Source organism: Limnobaculum allomyrinae, assembly GCF_016649425.1.
Lineage (GTDB): Bacteria > Pseudomonadota > Gammaproteobacteria > Enterobacterales > Enterobacteriaceae > Limnobaculum > Limnobaculum allomyrinae.
On the sequence record NZ_JADRCR010000002.1, the window covers coordinates 508,808 to 529,202 of the forward strand.

Here is a 20,395-nt window from a genome sequence, read left to right on the forward strand (position 1 = left end):
TTTGCCCCACATTTAGTGGGGCTTTTTTATTTGGGAGGTCTATGACAGCCAATATTTCAGCAGTTTCATCGACTGAAGATTTAACCACCGCACAGTGGGATACCGAGACCAATACCCTTATTTTTCATTTAGCCAGGCAGCAGGGTGAAAAGGGAGATAAAGGCGATAAGGGCGATACAGGGGAGACTGGCATTGCCGGCGAGACTGGGCCAAAAGGAGATAGTGCTTATCAAACATGGTTAAATGCAGGTCATACCGGTTCTGAAAATGACTTTGTAAACTGGGTTGCTGATATTCAACTGCGTGAAGAACTGGTGGCATACGATGGCGCTAAACTGATTGGTCGTTGCCCATCGATCGAAGTTTTGAGGACTATCATTCCAACCTATCACGGACAAAAAATTGAAGTAGCCAATTACTATGCTGATAGCGTTGGTGGTGGTGGGTGTTTTTATTATGATGCTGATGATCGTCATAGTTTAGATAATGGTGGAAATATCATTGTCTCTAATGGCGCTCGTTGGAAATCGTTAAAAAACGCATTTGTTCCGGAAGATTTTGGTGCTCGTGGTCGCGATGTCGAAACAGATACGTCTGCACTACAACGTTTGTTTGATGCGAAAGTAAAAATAGCGCCGGTAACGGGCCATTATCATCTGAGGAATTTGAATCGTCCGGTTGGGGATTTTAAATCATGGATGACCTATAACTATATTCTGAAAATTGATGGTTTCTCTGGTGAGGCTGATTTTAGTCAGGCCATATTTACCTTACCGGAAGGTGTTTCGCGGATTACAGCTATTGTTGTTCTGAATAGTTCTGGAAAACTTCATTTTCCGGCTATTCAGGGAAATATGCAAAAAACGATAATGCCATCACTTTATATTGACGACTGTGCTGTGCGTATAGGTGCGGGATGCAAATCACTGACAATAGCGATTGATGGAATTGATCATTATCCCGGGCATGGCATTATTGTTCGCCATTATGAACAGGATGGTGTATCGAGTCTGAAAGAGGATATTCCAAATAATATCACTATCATTGCTAAAGGGGTTCGCCACTGTTGGCAGTCCGGAATTGTGCCTGTACACGGGGATTCCATTCGGATTATTGATTTTGATGTACAGTATTCAGGCTCTATTGAGAATATGAACGCTAAGGCAGCAACGATAGGTCATAATATTCACACTGAACCAGTCGCTGAGCCTAGCGGTGAGAATAACTTATTGCGTAATGTCTGGATTTTAAATGGTAATGGATTAAACGCCCGAATGCATGGGCTGATGTGTCATACGGCAATAGATAATTTTGTTATTGAAGGATGTAATTTTCAATATAATCAGATGGATGGTGCTTGTTTTGAAGCCGCTACCCATAACATCCGATCTTGCAATAATACCTACAGCAATAATGGTTACCGCGGTGTGACCTTTAGTTGTGGCAGTTTAACTGCAGCCGGTTTCCCGTTACTTAAACATGATGCCAAATTTGATGACACATTTGAGTTTAATGGAAATGAGGGACTTGTGGATATGAGTGGTAGCCATGGGCTAATTATTTCAGGAACTTTTGGGCGAAATGGTGGCAATGGTATTACCGTTCAGGAGAATGGCGAACAGCAAATCGTCAACGCTATTATTTATGATAATGGTCGAAATGCGACTGTTCAACAATATGGCATAGCTTGTGGAAAGACGAGCCTCTCGAATATTCAAACTTATAATTCAGACCCTACAGTTTATAAGCAAATACCATTTTTATTTCGTAAAAATTGCAAAGCAAGAAATATTACTACTGATTCCTCGACAATTGATTATGTGCTTCATGACTCGCATCAGACATATCTTCCTGACAATGATAGTTCGTTGCGTTTAGTTGGGGATTCAAGCCGTATTGTTGGTCGACGTTGTTATATTAATAATCGCGGCGATGGATTGTGGTATATGTCCGATGTCTATGATGCGATTCATATTGGTTTTACATCATCAGCAACAATGATGTTTCCTGGACCATCGTTAAATAACTTAATGGTTACTTTCACGCTTACTATTACTTCGGGTATTGGATACGTTAAAGTTAGATCAGGTACTGTTAATGATACTAATCAGTATGTCGTTCAGTCAGGTAATACATATCAATTAACTTATATTTCACCTACTAATCTTCAGGTGATTAAAATTTAAACATACTTATTATTGCAAATTATCAATAATATTTTATCTGATTCAAAAGGCGCTCGTGTTGGGCGCCTTTTTTGTTGTCATTCGTAACCCACTTCCTCTGGCGGTGGTGATTGTCCTTGTAGGGCTTTGCCTTAATAAACACTAAGCCGATTATTTTTCTTATTTCATCATATTTATGTGAATCACGGACTTGGTTTTATGCAAACTGAAATGCAGGAATAGTAGTGAGATGGTGTCTATACCGCAGTTAGTCCTCTTTTAGGGGCCGTGTTAAAGCCACCTGCTATGCAGGTGGATTATTACTCTATCTATATATTATTAATACTCAGGAGCTTCCATGGCTATAAAGATTGCCGGGATTTTAAAGGATGGGATAGGTGAGCCTATTCCTAATTGCACAATTGAATTAAAAACAAAAAGAACTACGCAAAATGTAATTATTAAAACAGAAGCGAGTTTATTGATTGATAAAAATGGCTCATACAGTATGGATGTGGAGCCTGGGGAATATGATGTTACGTTGTTTGTTGAAGGATTCGCGCCTAAATCAGTAGGAAGTATTACGGTTTATTCTGACTCATCTTCCGGTACGCTCAATGATTTTTTAATTTTACCAGGGGATAGTGACCTGTCTCCTCAACAGGTTCTGGCATTTCAGCAGTTAAGAGATGAAACTAAGCAGGCAGCAATTGATGCGAAAAATAGTGCGGAGCAAGCTCATATTGCTTTGGATGATAAGCAAGATAAGTCACCTTTACTTACAGCAATTGCTGCGCTTAAAACGGCAGCCAATGAACTAATTTATCTGACAGGTACTGATTCAGCTGCTGTTACAGCTTTGAGTGAATTGGGCAGAACTCTGTTATCTGTATCGGATGCCTCTTCAGCTCGTTCAATAATTAATGCCGCAGCTGATAATGAAGTTTTGAAAATATCCAATTGTCTTTCAGAGCTCCGGGATCCAACTTCACGTAATGTCGCCAGAAGTAACTTGGGATTAGGAAGTCTGGCTACTGAGGACGGGAACGACTTGCTTAGAATTTTACCTTCAGGATCTTTTAATAAGCAAATACGTAAAGTTGATGAATATCCTTCAATTATTCTGGAAAGTACCAGGATGCCCACTTCAACGGTTGGTTATAAAGTTGCATTGGAAAGTGCTGGTTCATCGCTTTATTTTGTTATTCGTTCAGGAAGTAGTTTTGTTGATCAAATGGTGATTAAAGTAGCGTCTTCATATAAGGCGGGTACTTATACACTATATTCAACGGCCAACACGATTGTTGATGAGAATGGGTTTATTAAGAAGGCGTAGTTTACGTTTAGAATTTTTTGATAGATTCTTATCATTCCTTTAAAATAAAGTTGTTAAAACAACTAAAAGGCGTTGGCATTATCTGATTATCAGGTATAGTAACCACTATAAAGTCACAAAGTTGTATCCAAACAAAGTATATGAAGAGCCTGCATTGTATGCGGGCTCTTTTGTTATCTGAATTCAAAATGATGCTTGTGACTTTATTCAATTTATAATGAAAGATTAACTAATTAAAGTTGTTGTTATCTGATTTGTTATTTACTAACAGTGACTGTTTCAACAACTAATTCCAGCCCCGCACTATGCGGGGCTTTTTTATTTATCCCATCTACTGAATATCAATTCTTGAGGTTTTTATGGCGATAAGCATTGAACAGCAGTTGAAAAACTTGCTGCAACCCCTGCTGGACGCCAGCCTGATCGTTAAGGGGGAAGCAGTACCGGAAGAACCTTATGCCGAATTAAGTATGGTTTCTTGTACTGCATTAGGCATGAGTGACGAGGTTGGCCAGGAGGTTGATGAACAGGGTTATTTGATCATCCGTGGCCAACGTCGTGCTGAAATTGCTATTCACTACCGTGGGGAAGGGGTAGTGGAGCAATTAAATAAACTCAGCGACAGACTGAGAAAAGTATCCGTGTCAGAGCGGTTTCAACTGGCACAAATCGGAATAGAAGGCAGTGCTCAACTTAAAACAGAAATGAAAGAAGACGCTGAATGGACGCCGAACTCAGAAACCTATTTGAGTTTCTTCATCCACTACTCCGTCATTATCAAGGACGCCATTAGCGTAATTGAGAATATCCATGCTGCCACTGATGGTAGCGAAATCATGATTAACTTAACGAGGTAAAACAATGGGTTCTCTGAATCAGATTGTGAATGTAAATATTGCACTAAGTACCACCAGCGTACCACGTGGTGTTTTTGGCGTGCCAATGATTATTGCTCCATTAACCACTTTTACTGAACGTGTTCGTGTCTACCTGAACTACAACGCAGCTCAGGAAGACAACCTGCCGGCCGAAGTGTTGAAGGCTCTGCGTGCGGTATTCAGCCAAACGCCACGCCCACAAATGTGTAAAGTAGGTCGTTTGGATGTTGGTGCTGAGGGAAAAGTAGCTGCTGATACGCTGGCTGAGCAACTGTCAGCTATTCAGGCTGAAGATGTTAACTGGTACGGTTTTGCATTGACTGAACGTACACCGGCACTGCAATTAGCGGCGGCAGAATGGGCTGAAACCCAAACCAAAATGTTCTTTACCTCCAGTGCTGAAGAAGCAATTACTGATGCCAGTAGCACTACAGATATTCTGTCTTCGCTGTCGGCTAAAAACTATCTGCGTACTGCTGTTATTGTTGATAAGCATGCTGCGGACCAATATCTGGAAATGGCCTGGATGGGGCGTTGCTTTACTATTGCTCCCGGTGGTGAAACCTGGGCTCTGAAACAACTTTCTGCTGTGGAAGCCTCTGACTGGAGTGCAACCGAGCAACAAACCATTCTGAAGAAGGGCGGTAATACTTTTGAGCGTTTTGCTCCACAAATTTATCTGACAACGCCAGGTAAAGTGGTCAGCGGCGAGTGGGTGGATGTGATCCGTTTCCGTGACTGGTTGGCTGATGCTATTCAAACCAGCCTAAGTACTTTGATGATCAATCGCAATAAAGTGCCTTATACCGATGGCGGTATTGCACTGATTGTGAACAACCTGACGGGTTGTCTGATTGAAGGTCAACGCGTTGGTGGTATCGCACCGGATGAAATTGATGCTGATGGTAATAACGTCAAAGGTTTCGTCGTGACTTATCCACGTAGTGTTGATGTTCCATTCCAGGACAAAGCCGACCGTATTCTGAATTTAGCATTCTCTGCTCGTCTTGCGGGTGCTATTCATCTAACTAACATCAACGGCAATCTGTCGTACGAATTACAATAATAAGGAGCAACTAAACTATGGCAGCTGAATTAACAGGTACTTATAAAGGCGATCAGGTTTTTGTTACCGTAGGTCCGGTTCTGATTTCTGGTTTTAGTGATGGTGATGCGATCACCGTTAAGCGTGCGGCACAATTATACACAACAAAAGTGGGTATTGATGGGGGGGTTGCGCGCGTACGGAACGCCAATAAATCAGGAACAATTGATATTAAGTTACTGCAAACCAGTAAGGTGAATGATGAGCTTTCAGAATTATTCTATGTAGATAACTTTAACGAGGATGGTTCTCCAATACTCTCGGTAAGTGTAAATGATGGAAATGGCCGTACATTATGTTCTGCCGGTCAGGCATGGTTAAAAGCTGTTCCTGAGATTTCTTTTGGTGATGCTATTGGCACCAGAACCTGGTCACTTGAATGCGCCGATTTAAAAATCTTTGTTGGTGGTAACTAATATTCGGTCTAATTGATAATGACAGATTAATTTAATTATCACTTTATATTTTAGTTAATAATTTTAATAGGGGGAATTTCCCCCTTTTTTATGGAGAAATAAGATGCAAGTTGAAACTTTTATTATTGGTAATCGTGAATTTACAGCTGGAAAAATGAATGCATTTGATGCCAGTCGCTTATTACTCAAATTAAAGTCAGTAGTTTCCCCTGGTCTTGCTTTAATTGGACAAGGTGGAGAAGTTCAGAGTTCATCAATTTTAGAGCTTTTCTCAGGACTGGATGAAAAAACACATGAAGATATTTTATTTCCAATTCTGGCCGTTTCAGCTACTTATTCAGTGGAGAATAAAAGAAAAATTGCTTCTCCGGCAGATATGAACTTCTGCTTTACTGTAGATAATTTGCTCGATTTCTATCTTTTAGTATGGGAGGTGTTGAAATTGAATTTTGCCCCTTTTATCGAACAATTGGCCAGCCATTTTGGAAACCATACTATGGAAGTGGCAAAAGTGTAGTTAACAGTAATGATGTTGGAGAACTTAGTTCCGATCTTGAAGATGAGTTATGGATTTGGCGTCCAATAATGGCTCAACTTGTTACTCTTGAGTCGGTAAAGTCGGGTTCGATTTGTGTAGAGGATTTATTAAAAATTAATGCGTTATTAGATATGCGTGACGCAATACAGTCTAAAACGCAACAGGAGAGTCGCATATGAGTAGTCCGGCGACAATATCATCAGAAAATATTGCAATGTATAACGCATTATCTGCCTTACTGGAGAAATTAACTCATCAAATAACACTGATTGGTCAGAAGGTTTCCCAGGTTAATATAGCTCAAAATTTTATATCAGCTAATACAGTTAACGCAATTAGTGTAAATATTAATCAGATAAATTTTAAACTTCAGGAGTCAGAGAAAAAAAGTAAGTCCTGGTCTGAAAAATTAAGTGATGCTTCAGATAAAGTTATTAAAGGCTTTAGTAAAGTAAATGGTTGGTTTGACAATAAATTATCATTGAAAGCTTTAGCCAGTAGTGCCAATCAACTGCAAGACTTACAACAAAGAATTAAAGGGCTGCCTCAGCTTTTTTGTGATTCTGCTGATGGAATTTATTATTTAACTCAAGAAGCCAATAAAGCACGCATGCCTATTCAGGCTTATGGTGATGCTTATGTTGATCTGGCAAAAAATAGTAAATTAATGCTGAAATCCCCCGCCGAAGTGACTAATGCACTGAATGCAATGTCTAATGCGCTTAAGCTTGGAACAGGGAATTCCGAAAAGCAGTCATCAGCTCTAAAGCAACTGTCTTCATCTTTTAGAAAAGGAAAGATTGATGCCACGGCTATGACTGATTTTTTATCACATCTAAGTGAAAAAACATTAGGTGAGTTGGCGGCTAACTTAGGTATATCAACCAAAAAGCTTCAGTCAATGGCTAAGCAAGGCAAAATTACTGGAGTTCAATTAAATAAGGCATTAAATAAATCGGCACCTGGAATGCAGAAGGAAGTCGATCAGCTGCCGATGAAATGGAGTGATGCTGTTACTAAAGTTAGTAATCGTTGGGATGAGCTTATTTTTGCTTTAGAAAGCCGTAGTGGTGTCATTACTAAAGTTTCAAATATGTTCATTAAAGGATTCGACTTAGTTGAGAAGGCTATTAATTGGTTGATTGTTAACTGTGGCAGTGTTGAAAATGCATTAGGATTAATTGCCAGTGTTATAGGTCTTGTATTTGCAGGGAAAGCAGTAGCGCCAATTTTATCTTTTATTTCCATACTGGGAAAACTAGGGCCTGTCATTAATACATTAAAAACAAGTTTTGGTATTCTTCGGACCGTTCTTTTCAGTGTCGGTTGGCCTATTTGGGCTATTATCGCAGCAGTTCTGGCATTAGTGGATGCCTATCATTGGATTAAAGGTGAAGAGTCTGTTATTGGCAGTTTAATTGGCCCCTGGGATAAATATTTAGCATCATTAAAAGATATTTTTGCAAGTGTTGAATTAATATTCTCAGGTTTTATAACATCAGCTAAGGGCTTAGGAGAAATAATTTCCGGATTATTTACTCTGGATAAAGATAAGATCCAAGCAGGTTTTGAACAGTTATGTTCTGGTATTTTAAATATAGTTGATGGTTTTAAGGAATCAATAAGAGGCGCAATTAATTACTTTATTGAGCCATTGAAATCCATTGGTCCTGGTATTCTGGGCTTTTTGGGTTATAGCGATACCCAAAGTGAGGAAAGCAACCTTCAACAAGATTCACCTAAGACTGAGCCAGGGAAACCTGCTCTTAATCCGAAGGCCAGAATACTTGCCGAAAAACTAACAGAATCTAATCAAGGTATAGCTCAGTTAACTAAAAATGAAAATTTTGGTGTTCCAGTATTGTCAACAAAAGCTGTAGCTGGTGTTACTAATAATAGTAGTAATAATATTGTTAGTAATCAAAAAATTGATGTTCACGTTACTGCTAATTCACCGCAAGAGCTAACCCGTTCAGTTACTAAGGCTGTTATTAAAGGTGCTAATGAAAGCCAGGCGAATTTAATTAACGAAGTAAATAGGGGGCTTAATTAATGAGCCAGATTTGGGGGGTATTAGCAAAATTTATCAATAAAAAAAATAGCGTTATAAGTATATATGGTAATTACATAAATATGGAGTTTGAAGTTGTCACGAATGAAGTTCATTCATGGACAGCTGAAACAACTTCCAATCCTGTGGAAAAAGGGGAACCTGTAAGCGATCATGTTCAGAGAAAGCCAGATACATTGCAGATGACAGGTATTGTTAGTAATGCATCAATTCATGGAAAGTTAGGCGGATTGATTGAACGGATGGACTTAGGCCTGGGCACTGAATCTATGGTTCAACAAGCATTTGATAAATTATATAAATTAATGGATGAAAAGCGGCCTGTTACTGTTTATACCCAATACAAATATTATCCTGATATGGTTCTGACGAGTTTGAATATTCCGCGAACCGTAGAATCGGGGGATTGTATTGAATTTACGGCAACATTTACTCATGTTCGGTGTGTTTCAACACTATTGGTTAGCGCTGAAGATGCTGGTATTAATGCAGAAAATAGTGATTCAGTCGAGACCTCTCGTAAGTCTTCACCAGAAAAAAATAGAGGTAAAGTCCCTTGTGAGCCAGCTTCTGGAGAGACAGAAAAAGGTGCGGATACCACTTTTAATGGCTCATGTGGTCCTGAAGGATGTCAAGGTGTCGATACTGGTCGATCATGGTGATTAATCAACAGGCGGTAAGATGGCTAAATATATAAAAGTACCGTTGATAGCTGGATTAGCCGATCAACGATTAGACGTTATTTTAGATTCGGAAACATTTTCACTAAGAGTTTATTGGAATGAGTATTCAGGTTATTGGTCTTTAAATATTGACCAACGGAATCGAGATGTTATTTTTAGTGGTATTAAATTAGTTAAAAATACTCCATTATTATCTCGTTATAATATTAAATCTCCTGCTGGTGACTTTGTTTTTTATGATAACAATAGTGGTAAATCCAGACCTGATTTTGAATCTTTAGGTAATGATCATATTCTTATTTATCGCAGTTACAACTGATTGTATTTAACTTAATAAGGTGACGATATGCTATTTGACCGTGTCGCTGAGCTGACGGTTGGCGAGGCTAATGGTAATGCCGTTGTTATTAATGACTTGCGATTTTCTTTTTCTATAGAAAAAGATAATGATAAATCTACTAATAAATTAACATTGAAAATATATAACATGAATAAACAAACTCGCAGTATTGTTGAACATGTTAATAATAATGTTATTTTAAAGGCGGGTTATAAAGATGACATAGGTGCTGTGACAATATTTACAGGATCAGTTGTCAGTGCATGGACCATTAGTGTAGGTAATGACATTATCACAGAACTATCTGTTCGTGATGGTATTTTACCATTAAGAGATACAAAGATATCTTTAAGTTATATAAAAGGAACATCAGCATTATCAATACTTGATGATGTGATGGAATCTTTTTCTATTCCAGTTAAACCACTCCCTAAAAATTTAATCGATAAATTTTATTATGGCGGTTATTCATTTTGTGGTAAGGCTGAAGGTGCAATGAGTGAAATCTGCCATTATCTTGGATTAACCTGGTCTATTCAGAATAATGAAATTCAGATACTGGATAAAAATAGTCCTTTTGGTGATGAGATTGTAGTTCTGACACCGGAAAATGGATTAATTAATATTCCGGAAAGAATAATTGATGCAACACGTAAGAAATCTCAAGGTGATAGTTCTCCTCCATCTGGAATGGTTTTATCTGAAAGTTTTAAAGAGGGAGAACATTTTCAAATCGATGGTTACAAGGTTAATTGCTTATTACAACCAAGAATATACCCAGGTTGCTATGTTGGATTAGAAAGCAATGTTCTGTTATTAGATCCATTAATTGATAGTAGTAACACTAACCGTCCCAGAGCTTTTTTTCGGGCTGAAACAGTAATACACCGGGGAGATACTCATGAGAATGATTGGTTAACTGAGTGCCAATTAAAATCAATTGGATAAGGTTAAAAATGGCAGAAAATAATAATTTATTACAAGCGTTGCAATCAATCGTGCAAGCAGAAAATAGCCAAATTAATACCGCAGTCAATGGCATCATTGAAAGCTACAGTGCAGGCATTGCATGTGTAAAGCCAATACCACAAAAGCGATTTAATGACGGAAGTAAAATCGATTACCCCGTTATCCCAAATGTCCCCGTCATGTGGCCTCGCTTCGCCGGAGATGTTGCCGGTGTCAAAGGTCCGGTAAGGCCTGGAGATAAATGTCTGTTGGTTTTTTGTCAACAGGCGGTGGACGACAGCGATGATGAGCGCCGTTTTTCTCTTACTGATGCCTACTGCATTGTTGGTGGTTTTGGTGCTGCAAAAGATCGTGGTGCTGAAAATGACCAGATGCAACTCTATTTTGGTGAGGCCTACGTGGCTCTGACCGAAGATGGCAAATTGCTGATTAATGCACCGGCTGGTGTAGAGATAACGACGCCAGAAACCTTGAACAAAGGTTTATTAACTACGGAAGGCAAGCTGAGCTATCAGGCAGGAATGTCCGGTACGGGTGGAGCAACCATTAACGGCACCGTGAAGGCAACGGGTGATGTTCAGGGTAGCGGTATTTCATTAATTCAACATACCCATCGTGAACATGATGGGCCTTCTACAGGGTCAGCCCAATGATTGATCTAAAACTTGATACTACGGGCGATCTCGATTTGCGGCGTAATGACCTGTCATGGGTCGATGGCGCAGAACGTGTACATCAACAACTGCAGATTAAGCTGAAATTATGGAAAGGTGAGTGGTTCTTAAACACGGAGTTTGGCACACCTTACTTACAGCAGATTCTGGGAAAACACATCACGCTGAATGGCGCTCTGGCAGCGCTAAAAAATAGTATTAACGAGGTGGACGGTGTACAGGAGATCGAACAATTTAACTATGACTTTGACCGGCAAACCCGGCAGTTAACCGTGCATTTTGCCGTTAAAACACCTTATGGTTTAGTCAAATATAAAGGTAAACAATAATGGCTTTAACTAAAGATGGCTACACAATCAAACGGTTAGCTGAGCTGAAAAAAGAGTATGACCGTTTGCTAATTAATCGCTTTGGACCGATCAATACTCAGCCTGACTCGGTTATCGGGCAGTTAGAAGGTATTTGGGCTGAAGCATTAGCCAATATCTATGAGCAAGTCCAGGATACCTATCACTCTATGTATCCATTCAGTGCAGAGGGTGTTTCTCTGGATGGTGCGGTGTCATATGTAGGGATCACCCGGTTTGCTGCTACTTCAACTCAGGTGATTGCTGCAGTGTATGGTCGCGAATCAACTTTACTGAAAAGTGGCGCTCAGGCAACGGATGGAAATCAACGTTACCAAAGCGTGCTGGACGTGGTTATCAGTCGAGCCAATGCCATTGATATTCAAATCGAAATTGATACAAAAGACAACACGGAGTACGCCATTAATATTAGTGGTGTGTTATTTAAGTATCATTCTGGAAGTAATACGTCAGCAGGACAAATTGCAGAAGGGTTTGGTGAGCAGTTAAACCCCAACGTTTTACGTTATGAAATAAAAGAGAAAACATTGCGCATCTATGCAGCAGATGGTTTTACTCCTTTTGCTCTTTCGGTCGGGGAATATTTAAAGCTAACTCAAATTGGTTCTCCAGCTCGTTTTATTGCAATGGAAGAGGGACGAAAGGTTCTGCCTGTGGGGGCATTAACGGAAATCATTACTCCACGTAGCGGTTGGGATGCCATTTCAAACCTGAATGATGGGGTGATTGGTCGGGAACGAGAAAGTGATGCAGAACTGCGACTGCGATTCGAGCAATCCCGTCAGGTAACCGGCTCGGCAACCGTTAAAGCCATCCGTGCCAGACTGATTCAGGAAGTTACTGGTGTTAGTGAGGTTCATATTTTTGAAAACCGAACTAATTGCGTATCTGAGGATGGTATTCCACCACACGGTTTTGAGGCTTTGGTAGTTGGTGGCGATAACCAAAGTGTTGCAGAGGCTTTATGGAAATATAAGCCCGCTGGTATCGAAACGTTCGGTTCAAATAGCGTCATGGTGAAAGACGAAAATGGTGATGGTCAGCAAATTCGCTTTTCAAGACCAAACCAGCAATATGCCTGGATCAAAATTAATATTACCGGGCTATATGACGAAGAAATTCTGCCACAGGATGTGATTAAAAATATCAGAAAAGCGGTGCTGAGTTATGGCGAAACTCTGGGTATTGGCGATGATATCATTTTACAGCGTATGCTGGGGCCAATTTACAGTAATACCAGTGGGTTAGCTGAAATAGTTATTGAAGCAGCGGTTACCAGTGAACCTGCTCAACAACCCTCTTATCAAGCAGAAAATATAGCAATAGATAAACGCAGCGTTGCGTTGTTCGATGAAATTCGGCTGGAGGTGATTGGATTATGACGTTTCCCTACAGGAAAACAGCCCTTTCACGGTTGGTAGGGCAATTTCACGATAAGCCAAGAGTTAAAGCGCTGATGGAGTCAATGGTGGCTCCACTTGAAGATATCTCAACCGACCTGGACGAAATTAAGCATCTTCGTTGGGTAGATAATGCAATAGGCGCTCAGTTGGATGGTTGCGGTTATATCGTTGGTGTCACTCGCTTGAGTCGGAGTGATGATGAGTACCGAATGGCGATTAAATCACGGATCCTCAGTAATACTTCACAGGCAAGGCCACAAGACCTGATTGAAGGAGTTCGCTTTTTAACTAAAGCGACAGAGGTTCAGTATATGGAAAGCTATCCTGCCTGCGCGTTGCTGTTTTCTAATGGTAAAACAGTACCGGAAGGCAGTCAGACTATTTTACAGGATATCGCACCCACCTCGATTGAGAATGTTCCATTAATGGTGAGTTATGGGCGAGCAGCCCCCTTTCGCACCGGGCGTCTGGCTCAATCAATGAGCATGAAAGTGGAGACTTCTGATGAAAGTGGTCGATTACAAACTAACGATCAACAGCTAACTATTAGCAATAGTAATCCACAGGGTTCAGCTCGCTTATCGGGAATGTCGCCAAATAAACTTTCACTCACGGCTAATCACGCCAAAATCAGCGTTGGCGGCGGTATTCTGGCTGTCAGCACCAGTTATCAGGTCTTTGATAACGGATATCATTTACCAGGAGTTTTTCAATGACCACTTTTGCAGAAAATAATATTGTTTTCCCTGATGGGCAATTAAACGTTGCCCCTTTGCCTGAAGCGCTTATGCGTAATGGCTTTACGCCTGAAACCCGTGATGCACCGGGCATGCCGCTACCAGCACAATATCTGAACTGGTTGTTTAGGGATGTTTATCGTAACCAGCAAGCTAATCAAGATGCTACAAATAATGCGTTAAAGAAAGATGCTAATCTGTCAGATATAGTTGATCGGGATGAAGCTTTAAAAAATCTTGAATTGAAAGAGGCTGCAAAAAGAGATGTGGGGAATGGTGAAAACCAAATTCCTGATATGTCATCTTTTGCGAACTCATTACAAAATAATGGCTGGCAGAAGCTTCCCGGTGGATTGATAATTCAGTGGGGAACCACTCTAGTAAATTCTAGTGGTGATGCCGTAATTAATTTTCCAACTGCATTTAAAGTAGCTTGTTATGCTGTAATTCCTGTTTCTGGTCAAACGATGTCGGCTGCTTATGCATATACATCGGTGACAAAAACATCAGCTGTAATACCTCATTACAATACAGTTACGGGAACAAAATCCACCGGGGGATCAAATACTCAATGGATGGCTATTGGAGTTTAATAATATCTTAGTACTCTTATCTGCTTAGAATAATAAAAAGATTAATCAGAAATTTAATTGGTTATTATAAAAGGTTTTATATTGAGATAAATATCTCAGCCTTAATGCTTTAAAAATCCCTATATCTTGCAAAGAAATTAGTTTCTCGGCAGGTTATCTATTGATCTTTTTTAGACCGAATAAATTTATAAGGAAAATGAAATGGCTTTAACAACAGAACAAGAACAAGCGTTATTAGCATTATTAGATGAAAAGAAGATAACTTTATCAGAATTACCCGCAGCAACGGATTTAAGTGCAGAAGATCTACTGCTTATTCGGCAGGGTATTATTGATAAATCGGTTAATAATAATGTACTAAGAAAATACTTTACTCCGGCGGCGTCTTCTTTCACTGATTCCGGTATTGTGAAGTTAAGTAATGCAATTAACAGTGATGATGAAAGCATTGCAGCAACCTCAAAAGCAGTTAAATCGGCGCATAGTATCGCTTTGCAAGCGAGTCAGGATGTAGCTGCTAAAACGTTAAGTAAAAGTGCTAATTTGTCTGATGTTGCTGATCCAGTCGAGGTTCTGAAAAACCTTGGTTTATCAGAAGCAGCGAAAAGAGGGGTAGGCGATGGTGAAAATCAGATTCCTGATATGAATTCATTTACATCCATGAAAGGCGGGGCAAATGGTACATATCTTAAATTACCGGGAGGTTTTATTTTACAAACCGGACGAGCAGAAACAAACCGCCTTTCAGCTTCATTAATCAACTTGCCAATTGCGTTTCCAAAGAGCAGTTATAATATTGTTGGCGTCTCAATTGATCAGACTTGGAGTACTGTAGCAACGTGTGCGCCTCAAACTGCAAGTTCATTTTATTTGAGTACCTGGGGGGCAGGATCTACCGCTAATCTGGGGGTTCGTCAGGAAAGCCTTGTATATTGGATTGCATTTGGTTACTAAGGAGGATAGATAAATAATGTTCCTATACAGCGCGATAAACAATGCATTTTATCCATTGGAAATGAAACCATTATATGAATCCGTTGGTACATGGCCTGTTGACGGTGTAGATGTTGACAAATTAACGTTCGAGGCTTTTAGTGGGAATGTACCAGTTGGTAAAGTTCGTGCATCAAATGAGTATGGACTGCCTGTTTGGGTAGATATTCCTCCAGCATCACAAGAGGAGCTGATTAGTGCTGCTAGTAATGAAAAATCATGGTTACTAATGCTGGCAGATACTACACTAAACGCACTAAAAGATGCGGTAGAACTTGATATGGCTACTGATAAAGAATTAGAGCGATATACAGTCTGGCGTAAATACCGTGTATTACTCAGCCGTATTGATGTGAGAGAAGCTCCCGATATTGAATGGCCTGACAAGCCGATTGAATAATAAATTTTTTTTCAATTTCTTTTGCTGTCGAGTGATTAATTTGGCAATTTGAAATATTAATTGATGAGTTCATAATTCGACTATGCGAATTATAGCGCGGTGTTAAGTAATATTTCGCCGCGCTATATTTTTAAAATTATATATTAAATATTTTTAACCTGCATTAAAAATAATTTCTATACTCAGAAATGCATCTAAACTCTTCCTTGTTATATTTAGATATATAGCAATGAATCAGTAACTTTAAATAATAATTATCTCCAATAAACAATGGTGATTATATCGTTATTTTTTAATAAAATAAATATGATACAAGCACCTTAGATTAGTTAATCTACACTTGGCGGTGTTGGCCATTTAATATCAAACGTTGTAGACGTATCAATTGCATTTACAGCATCGATATAATTAAGCCATTTATTAAACTCTTGTTTTTCTTCATTTGATATACGGCCTAAAACTACTTTAGAATGCCAATTTTTATTACTAATCAAATAATTAGCCTTATCTAATAACCGTGATTTTTGAATATTTATTTGGATAATCTGTTCATTATGTGGCAATGGAGGAATATCAACCCAACATGGTGAGCCATTGTCTCCGGCTTTTCGTATTTTGCCGTTTGGTGGTTGAGATGAGTATTCATTGAATATATCAATAGGTATTTCAATGAGATCACTTGGCCATGTCCCTGCTAAAAGGTAGGCAGATTTCAATTTTGTAGGAAAAAAAGCATTTTCACTGATACTGTAAAAGTATTTCATAAACTATGCTCCAATTGCTATCCATTGTACTGATGGGCTACTGACCGATGGATAACACGATTGCACAAGTACTCGGCCTGTTGTTTTATTAAAAGCCAATGTCTGGGCAATAGCAATCCACTGTCCAGATGTCCCCCCTTGCAGAAGACTACATGTTATTGATAAACAAGCATTAGGGAATGATATAGGGAAGTTGAAAGAAGTAGAAAACTGATCCCACTCACCATATCTTGCTTCAGGTTGTGAAGGCAATGTCGTCGTCCCCCACTGAATAACTATATTTTTCGTAATACCACCAACCATTGCTGGTATGGATATCCATCCATTAGCACTATTTGTTGCGGTTATACCACTACGAATAGCTGCTTCTGATAAACCAAGGTTTTAAAGAAGATATCTGTTTTTCCCCTTTCATTTTTGAGACTATCCCATACAAAAATAAAAGGAGAAAAATAGGTGCTAATTGGATATGTCAGGGTGTCAACAAATGACCAACAGACGAATTTACAGCGAGAATCACTCTATCGTGCGAATTGTGAGCTGATTTTTGAAGATAAAATTAGTGGAACTAAGTCTGAACGACCGGGCTTAAAAAAGTTGTTAAAGACGGTTAAAGAAGGTGATACGGTAGTTGTCTGGAAGTTAGATAGGCTTGGCCGAAGTGTGCGCCATTTGATTACTTTAGTTGCTGATTTAAAAGCTCGTGGAGTACATTTTAGTAGTATTACCGATAATATTGATACCAGCACTGCCGCCGGTCGGTTCTTTTTTCATGTGATGTCTGCTTTAGCTGAAATGGAGCGAGAATTGATAGTTGAACGAACTCGGGCGGGGTTGGCGATTGCACGGTCTCAAGGACGAATTGGAGGGCGCCCAAGGCGATTATCGACTTTACAAATAGAACAGTCACAGAGATTGTTAAATAAAGGGCACTCTCGTAGAGAGTTGGCATTGCTTTATAATGTTAGTTTGGCAACCATTTATAAATATTTACCAGCATCGAATATAAAGAAATAATGATTTTATTTAACAAAATATAATTGTGAACTATTCAACCAAATAGGGAAATATTCATGTCGCACCATACTATTTTATTATCTGAATAAATTACATCAATTCCCACCCCCACATCAAATATGATGCCCATACCCCACATCACAACTCGCTTTCTTTTTACGTTTCTTTGGTGTTTTAAACAAAAATGCCAGCGGGATAAATATCAGGCACACCGCCGCCATCAGGTAGAAGATATCCAGGTAGCTAAGCAGTCGGGCTTGAGCGAAGGCGATCTCTTTTATATTTTCCAGCGATACGCTTAAATCCACACTTTCTGTGACCCGATCGCTGATGCGGCTGTAATGCATATTGGTTCGGCTGTGGAGCATGTTTGCCATTAGCGTGAGGCCAACGCTGCCGCCGATATTACGCATCAGAGCAGCAAAAGCGGCGGCTTCGTTACTTTTGTTTGCGGGTAATCCTTCATAGGCGAGCAGGCTAACCGGAATTAACATCACCGGAAACCAGATAACCTGTAATAAACGAGCCCAAACGAAGGTGGCAAAATCAACGTTTAGCGTCATTTGTGACATATGCCAGGTTGAAATAGCGGTGCCCAGCAAGCCAATTGCCACCAACCATTGTGGATAAGCAATTTTATTAGTAATAACACCAACGATCGCCATAGGAATAATCACCAGCAGGCCGCCAATGCCCAACATAACCCCGGCAATGGCCGCCGTGTAGTTAAACAGCTCTTGAGTCATTTGTGGCAAGACCTGGGTGGTGCTGTAGCTGAGAAAACCAATTAAGAAGATAATCAGACTGCTGATAGTAAAGTTGCGGTGGCGCAGCAAGCGGATATCCATAATTGGTTGAGGATGAAACCATTCCCATATCACCAGAAAGCTGAGGGAAACCGCTGCGGTAACAGCCATGGTACAAATAAAGCTGGATGAGAACCCGTCATTGATTTCATATCGGTCAAGAAACAGCTGTAAGGTACCAAATCCGATAATCACTAATGAAATACCGACGTAATCGATATTACTTTTTTGTAGTTTGCGCTGCTTACGTTCCTCTTTCAGAAGTGGAGGCTCTACGATGAAGTAATAACTGAGTATCAGAGAAACAATGCCAATGGGCACATTGATTAAAAAGATCCAATGCCAGGACATATTTTCGGTTAACCACCCACCTACAAAAGGGCCGATAGCGGGAGCAACCAGAATGGTAATACCATACAGCGCAAAAGCATGAGGACGTTTTTCTATCGGAAATGAGTCGGTGATCATCGACTGTTCAACCGGCGCTAACCCTCCACCGCTCAGACCCTGTAGTACCCGGGCAATAATCAAAAACTCGATGCTGGTGGCGATGCTGCAAAGCAGAGAACCAATAGTAAATCCGGCGATGCTCAACATATAGTAACGTTTTCGGCCAATGGTACTGGACAACCAACCGCTCATCGGCAGCACTAATGCGTTAGCAACAATATAGCTGGTTAATACCCACAGCGATTCGCTATAGGAAACGCTAAGCGAGGCCGAAATATGATAAAGGGAAACGTTGGCGATGGTGGAATCCAGCAGCTCCATAAATGTGGCAATAGAGGCGATAATCGCCATTAGCCACGGGCTACGGTTTCCGGCAGCGGAGCGAGGCAGGTGCGCCACGCCGCTATTATTTGATGTGGACATTAGGTACTACCGACATACCGGGAGACAAAGGATGCTCGGCGTCATTAATTCTGGGGTCGGTAAACAGGATCTTTACCGGTACTCGTTGAACCACCTTAATATAGTTACCGGTGGCATTTTCTGCTGGTAACATGCTGAATACCGGGCCAGTGCCCCGTTGGATACTGTCTATTTTGGCGCTGTACTTATATTGAGGGTAGGCATCAATAGTTACTTCCACCTCTTGCCCCGGGCGCATATTGGCGAGCTGAGTCTCTTTAAAGTTCGCCGTTATCCAGACGTTATTCGACACCACGGACAATAACGTCCTGCCAGGATCGATATAACTTCCCAGCTCCACGCTCCGCTTGGTGACATGTCCACTTTGTGGCGCAATGATTTTGGTATAGGAAAGTTGCAGCCTTGCATTTTCAATTTCGACTTCCAACTGTTTTAATTGCGCATTGTTTTCTTCCAGTGCTGCTTTCCCTTTATTGAGCAATGCCTGATTGTAAATAACCGACTGGCGCGCAGCATCTAACCGGCCTGCACTGGCTTTAAACGCCGCATGTTGCATACTCAGCTGGCTCTGGCTCCAGGTTTGTTGCGATTTTTGATAGCGGTCATAATCATCTTTATCGCGCTGATACTCAGCCTCTGCTGATTTCACATTAGCCTGAGTTTGCTTTAAGTTAGCTTCCAGCGCTTCAATCTGGTTATGTAGCTGAGGTGTTTGGGCTAAGGCTACGTTCTGGGCGGCAATGGCTTTATTTAACAGGTTTTGATAGTCACGGGCATCAAGCTCAATTAATACACTGCCAGCCTCAACATATTGATTATCTTCCACCAGAATACGATCTACCCGACCGGGTACGGCGGCAGAGACTTTCGCAATATTAGTATCAATGAAGGCATCATCGGTGCTTTCATAGTCTTTCAGACAGAACCAGTAATAACTGAAGGAAGACAGTCCGATGATAAACAACAATAATATATAAAGTGTGAATACTTTTTTCTTATTATTCTTGTTTATTTTCGTATCAGTTTTTGTTGGCGATATTGTGTTGTTGTCGGGCGACATGCTGATTTTGTTCCCTGTGCTAAAACGAAATTCCTTTGTTAATTGACTGACGAACAAATAAGGATTTTCTTATTTTTCATTATTCGAAAGGCACTTAAATATAATTGATATTGAGCATTTGTCATTCGGCAGTATTAATAATATTTAACGTGATGGATGTCAATAACCATGGCTATAAATTCTATTTTAATTATATGGTTAGGTAG

22 protein-coding genes are annotated in these 20,395 nt (G+C 40.2%); 18 read left to right on the forward strand and 4 right to left on the reverse strand.

The features are described from left to right. Window positions 1–41: 41 nt before the first annotated feature. The 17 genes from I2494_RS06505 (at window position 42) to I2494_RS06585 (ending at window position 15,669) form a co-directional block, all read left to right on the forward strand. The gene (locus I2494_RS06505; RefSeq protein ID WP_218466277.1) at window positions 42–2,186 is read left to right on the forward strand and encodes a hypothetical protein; all 2,145 of its coding nucleotides are present in this window, start codon (window positions 42–44) and stop codon (window positions 2,184–2,186) included. 337 nt (window positions 2,187–2,523) lie between these two features. Further along, window positions 2,524–3,501, forward strand: a complete 978-nt coding sequence (locus tag I2494_RS06510; protein ID WP_218466278.1) for a prophage tail fiber N-terminal domain-containing protein — start codon at window positions 2,524–2,526, stop codon at window positions 3,499–3,501. 359 nt (window positions 3,502–3,860) lie between these two features. After that, window positions 3,861–4,358 (forward strand): hypothetical protein, encoded by a 498-nt coding sequence (locus tag I2494_RS06515; RefSeq protein ID WP_218466280.1) that lies wholly within the window; start codon window positions 3,861–3,863, stop codon window positions 4,356–4,358. Between the two features lie 4 nt (window positions 4,359–4,362). Next, a complete protein-coding gene (locus tag I2494_RS06520) occupies window positions 4,363–5,445 on the forward strand; it encodes a DUF3383 family protein (RefSeq protein ID WP_218466281.1) in 1,083 nt (360 codons plus the stop codon). Window positions 5,446–5,462: 17 nt separating this feature from the next. Next, a complete protein-coding gene (locus I2494_RS06525) occupies window positions 5,463–5,900 on the forward strand; it encodes a phage structural protein (protein ID WP_218466282.1) in 438 nt (145 codons plus the stop codon). Between the two features lie 103 nt (window positions 5,901–6,003). Then, entirely contained in the window at window positions 6,004–6,417 is a 414-nt protein-coding gene (locus I2494_RS06530) for a phage tail assembly chaperone (protein ID WP_218466283.1), read from the forward strand. Window positions 6,418–6,613: 196 nt separating this feature from the next. Further along, window positions 6,614–8,491 carry a tape measure protein gene (locus I2494_RS06535; protein ID WP_218466284.1) on the forward strand — a complete coding sequence of 626 codons (1,878 nt, stop codon included), beginning with the start codon at window positions 6,614–6,616 and terminating at the stop codon, window positions 8,489–8,491. Beyond that, complete coding sequence (locus tag I2494_RS06540; RefSeq protein ID WP_218466286.1) at window positions 8,491–9,171, forward strand: phage baseplate protein; 681 nt, start codon at window positions 8,491–8,493, stop codon at window positions 9,169–9,171. Before I2494_RS06535 ends, I2494_RS06540 begins: the two co-directional genes overlap by 1 nt. 19 nt (window positions 9,172–9,190) lie before the next feature. Further along, window positions 9,191–9,511, forward strand: coding sequence for a phage baseplate plug family protein (locus tag I2494_RS06545; RefSeq protein ID WP_218466287.1), 321 nt, complete (start codon window positions 9,191–9,193; stop codon window positions 9,509–9,511). A 27-nt stretch (window positions 9,512–9,538) separates the two neighbouring features. After that, window positions 9,539–10,480 (forward strand): phage protein, encoded by a 942-nt coding sequence (locus I2494_RS06550; protein ID WP_218466288.1) that lies wholly within the window; start codon window positions 9,539–9,541, stop codon window positions 10,478–10,480. Between the two features lie 8 nt (window positions 10,481–10,488). Then, window positions 10,489–11,154 carry a Gp138 family membrane-puncturing spike protein gene (locus tag I2494_RS06555; RefSeq protein WP_218466289.1) on the forward strand — a complete coding sequence of 222 codons (666 nt, stop codon included), beginning with the start codon at window positions 10,489–10,491 and terminating at the stop codon, window positions 11,152–11,154. Beyond that, window positions 11,151–11,504: a hypothetical protein gene (locus I2494_RS06560; protein ID WP_130592222.1), complete on the forward strand. Its 354-nt coding sequence runs from the start codon at window positions 11,151–11,153 to the stop codon at window positions 11,502–11,504. Before I2494_RS06555 ends, I2494_RS06560 begins: the two co-directional genes overlap by 4 nt. Beyond that, window positions 11,504–12,925: a hypothetical protein gene (locus I2494_RS06565; RefSeq protein WP_218466290.1), complete on the forward strand. Its 1,422-nt coding sequence runs from the start codon at window positions 11,504–11,506 to the stop codon at window positions 12,923–12,925. Before I2494_RS06560 ends, I2494_RS06565 begins: the two co-directional genes overlap by 1 nt. After that, on the forward strand, window positions 12,922–13,662 hold the full coding sequence (locus I2494_RS06570; RefSeq protein WP_218466291.1) for a DUF2612 domain-containing protein: 741 nt from the start codon (window positions 12,922–12,924) through the stop codon (window positions 13,660–13,662). The genes I2494_RS06565 and I2494_RS06570 overlap by 4 nt, the downstream gene beginning before the upstream one ends. Beyond that, window positions 13,659–14,276, forward strand: a complete 618-nt coding sequence (locus tag I2494_RS06575) for a gp53-like domain-containing protein (RefSeq protein WP_218466292.1) — start codon at window positions 13,659–13,661, stop codon at window positions 14,274–14,276. Before I2494_RS06570 ends, I2494_RS06575 begins: the two co-directional genes overlap by 4 nt. Before the next feature lie 201 nt (window positions 14,277–14,477). Further along, window positions 14,478–15,230, forward strand: coding sequence for a gp53-like domain-containing protein (locus I2494_RS06580; RefSeq protein ID WP_218466293.1), 753 nt, complete (start codon window positions 14,478–14,480; stop codon window positions 15,228–15,230). A gap of 16 nt (window positions 15,231–15,246) precedes the next feature. Then, complete coding sequence (locus tag I2494_RS06585; protein ID WP_218466294.1) at window positions 15,247–15,669, forward strand: tail fiber assembly protein; 423 nt, start codon at window positions 15,247–15,249, stop codon at window positions 15,667–15,669. A 329-nt stretch (window positions 15,670–15,998) separates the two neighbouring features. On the opposite strand, the gene I2494_RS06590 is transcribed toward I2494_RS06585, so the two are convergent. Together I2494_RS06590 and I2494_RS20675 are read right to left on the reverse strand one after the other, a co-directional pair. Next, entirely contained in the window at window positions 15,999–16,433 is a 435-nt protein-coding gene (locus I2494_RS06590) for a tail fiber assembly protein (RefSeq protein ID WP_218466295.1), read from the reverse strand. Window positions 16,434–16,436: 3 nt separating this feature from the next. After that, on the reverse strand, window positions 16,437–16,736 hold the full coding sequence (locus tag I2494_RS20675; RefSeq protein WP_407657870.1) for a gp53-like domain-containing protein: 300 nt from the start codon (window positions 16,734–16,736) through the stop codon (window positions 16,437–16,439). A gap of 153 nt (window positions 16,737–16,889) precedes the next feature. On the opposite strand from I2494_RS20675, the gene I2494_RS06595 reads away from it, so the two are divergent. Next, the gene (locus tag I2494_RS06595) at window positions 16,890–17,450 is read left to right on the forward strand and encodes a recombinase family protein (protein ID WP_218466296.1); all 561 of its coding nucleotides are present in this window, start codon (window positions 16,890–16,892) and stop codon (window positions 17,448–17,450) included. Between the two features lie 113 nt (window positions 17,451–17,563). Here the strand turns inward: I2494_RS06595 and I2494_RS06600 are convergent, their stop codons facing one another. Next, window positions 17,564–19,129 (reverse strand): DHA2 family efflux MFS transporter permease subunit, encoded by a 1,566-nt coding sequence (locus I2494_RS06600; RefSeq protein WP_218466297.1) that lies wholly within the window; start codon window positions 19,127–19,129, stop codon window positions 17,564–17,566. Continuing rightward, a complete protein-coding gene (locus I2494_RS06605; RefSeq protein WP_218466298.1) occupies window positions 19,113–20,189 on the reverse strand; it encodes an HlyD family secretion protein in 1,077 nt (358 codons plus the stop codon). Before I2494_RS06605 ends, I2494_RS06600 begins: the two co-directional genes overlap by 17 nt. Window positions 20,190–20,395 lie beyond the last annotated feature (206 nt).

Excerpts from the sequence above, each read along its gene's own strand:
- I2494_RS06575 (WP_218466292.1), top strand. The coding sequence starts at position 13,659 with ATGACCACTTTTGCAGAAAATAATATTGTTTTCCCTGATGGGCAATTA.
- I2494_RS06545 (WP_218466287.1), top strand. The coding sequence starts at position 9,191 with ATGGCTAAATATATAAAAGTACCGTTGATAGCTGGATTAGCCGATCAA.
- I2494_RS06515 (WP_218466280.1), top strand. The coding sequence starts at position 3,861 with ATGGCGATAAGCATTGAACAGCAGTTGAAAAACTTGCTGCAACCCCTG.
- I2494_RS06580 (WP_218466293.1), top strand. The coding sequence starts at position 14,478 with ATGGCTTTAACAACAGAACAAGAACAAGCGTTATTAGCATTATTAGAT.
- I2494_RS06510 (WP_218466278.1), top strand. The coding sequence starts at position 2,524 with ATGGCTATAAAGATTGCCGGGATTTTAAAGGATGGGATAGGTGAGCCT.
- I2494_RS06505 (WP_218466277.1), top strand. The coding sequence starts at position 42 with ATGACAGCCAATATTTCAGCAGTTTCATCGACTGAAGATTTAACCACC.
- I2494_RS06555 (WP_218466289.1), top strand. The coding sequence starts at position 10,489 with ATGGCAGAAAATAATAATTTATTACAAGCGTTGCAATCAATCGTGCAA.
- I2494_RS06520 (WP_218466281.1), top strand. The coding sequence starts at position 4,363 with ATGGGTTCTCTGAATCAGATTGTGAATGTAAATATTGCACTAAGTACC.
- I2494_RS06530 (WP_218466283.1), top strand. The coding sequence starts at position 6,004 with ATGCAAGTTGAAACTTTTATTATTGGTAATCGTGAATTTACAGCTGGA.
- I2494_RS06560 (WP_130592222.1), top strand. The coding sequence starts at position 11,151 with ATGATTGATCTAAAACTTGATACTACGGGCGATCTCGATTTGCGGCGT.
- I2494_RS06585 (WP_218466294.1), top strand. The coding sequence starts at position 15,247 with ATGTTCCTATACAGCGCGATAAACAATGCATTTTATCCATTGGAAATG.
- I2494_RS06565 (WP_218466290.1), top strand. The coding sequence starts at position 11,504 with ATGGCTTTAACTAAAGATGGCTACACAATCAAACGGTTAGCTGAGCTG.
- I2494_RS06535 (WP_218466284.1), top strand. The coding sequence starts at position 6,614 with ATGAGTAGTCCGGCGACAATATCATCAGAAAATATTGCAATGTATAAC.
- I2494_RS06525 (WP_218466282.1), top strand. The coding sequence starts at position 5,463 with ATGGCAGCTGAATTAACAGGTACTTATAAAGGCGATCAGGTTTTTGTT.
- I2494_RS06570 (WP_218466291.1), top strand. The coding sequence starts at position 12,922 with ATGACGTTTCCCTACAGGAAAACAGCCCTTTCACGGTTGGTAGGGCAA.
- I2494_RS06590 (WP_218466295.1), bottom strand. The coding sequence starts at position 16,433 with ATGAAATACTTTTACAGTATCAGTGAAAATGCTTTTTTTCCTACAAAA.
- I2494_RS06550 (WP_218466288.1), top strand. The coding sequence starts at position 9,539 with ATGCTATTTGACCGTGTCGCTGAGCTGACGGTTGGCGAGGCTAATGGT.
- I2494_RS06605 (WP_218466298.1), bottom strand. The coding sequence starts at position 20,189 with ATGTCGCCCGACAACAACACAATATCGCCAACAAAAACTGATACGAAA.
- I2494_RS06540 (WP_218466286.1), top strand. The coding sequence starts at position 8,491 with ATGAGCCAGATTTGGGGGGTATTAGCAAAATTTATCAATAAAAAAAAT.
- I2494_RS20675 (WP_407657870.1), bottom strand. The coding sequence starts at position 16,736 with ATGGTTGGTGGTATTACGAAAAATATAGTTATTCAGTGGGGGACGACG.
- I2494_RS06600 (WP_218466297.1), bottom strand. The coding sequence starts at position 19,129 with ATGTCCACATCAAATAATAGCGGCGTGGCGCACCTGCCTCGCTCCGCT.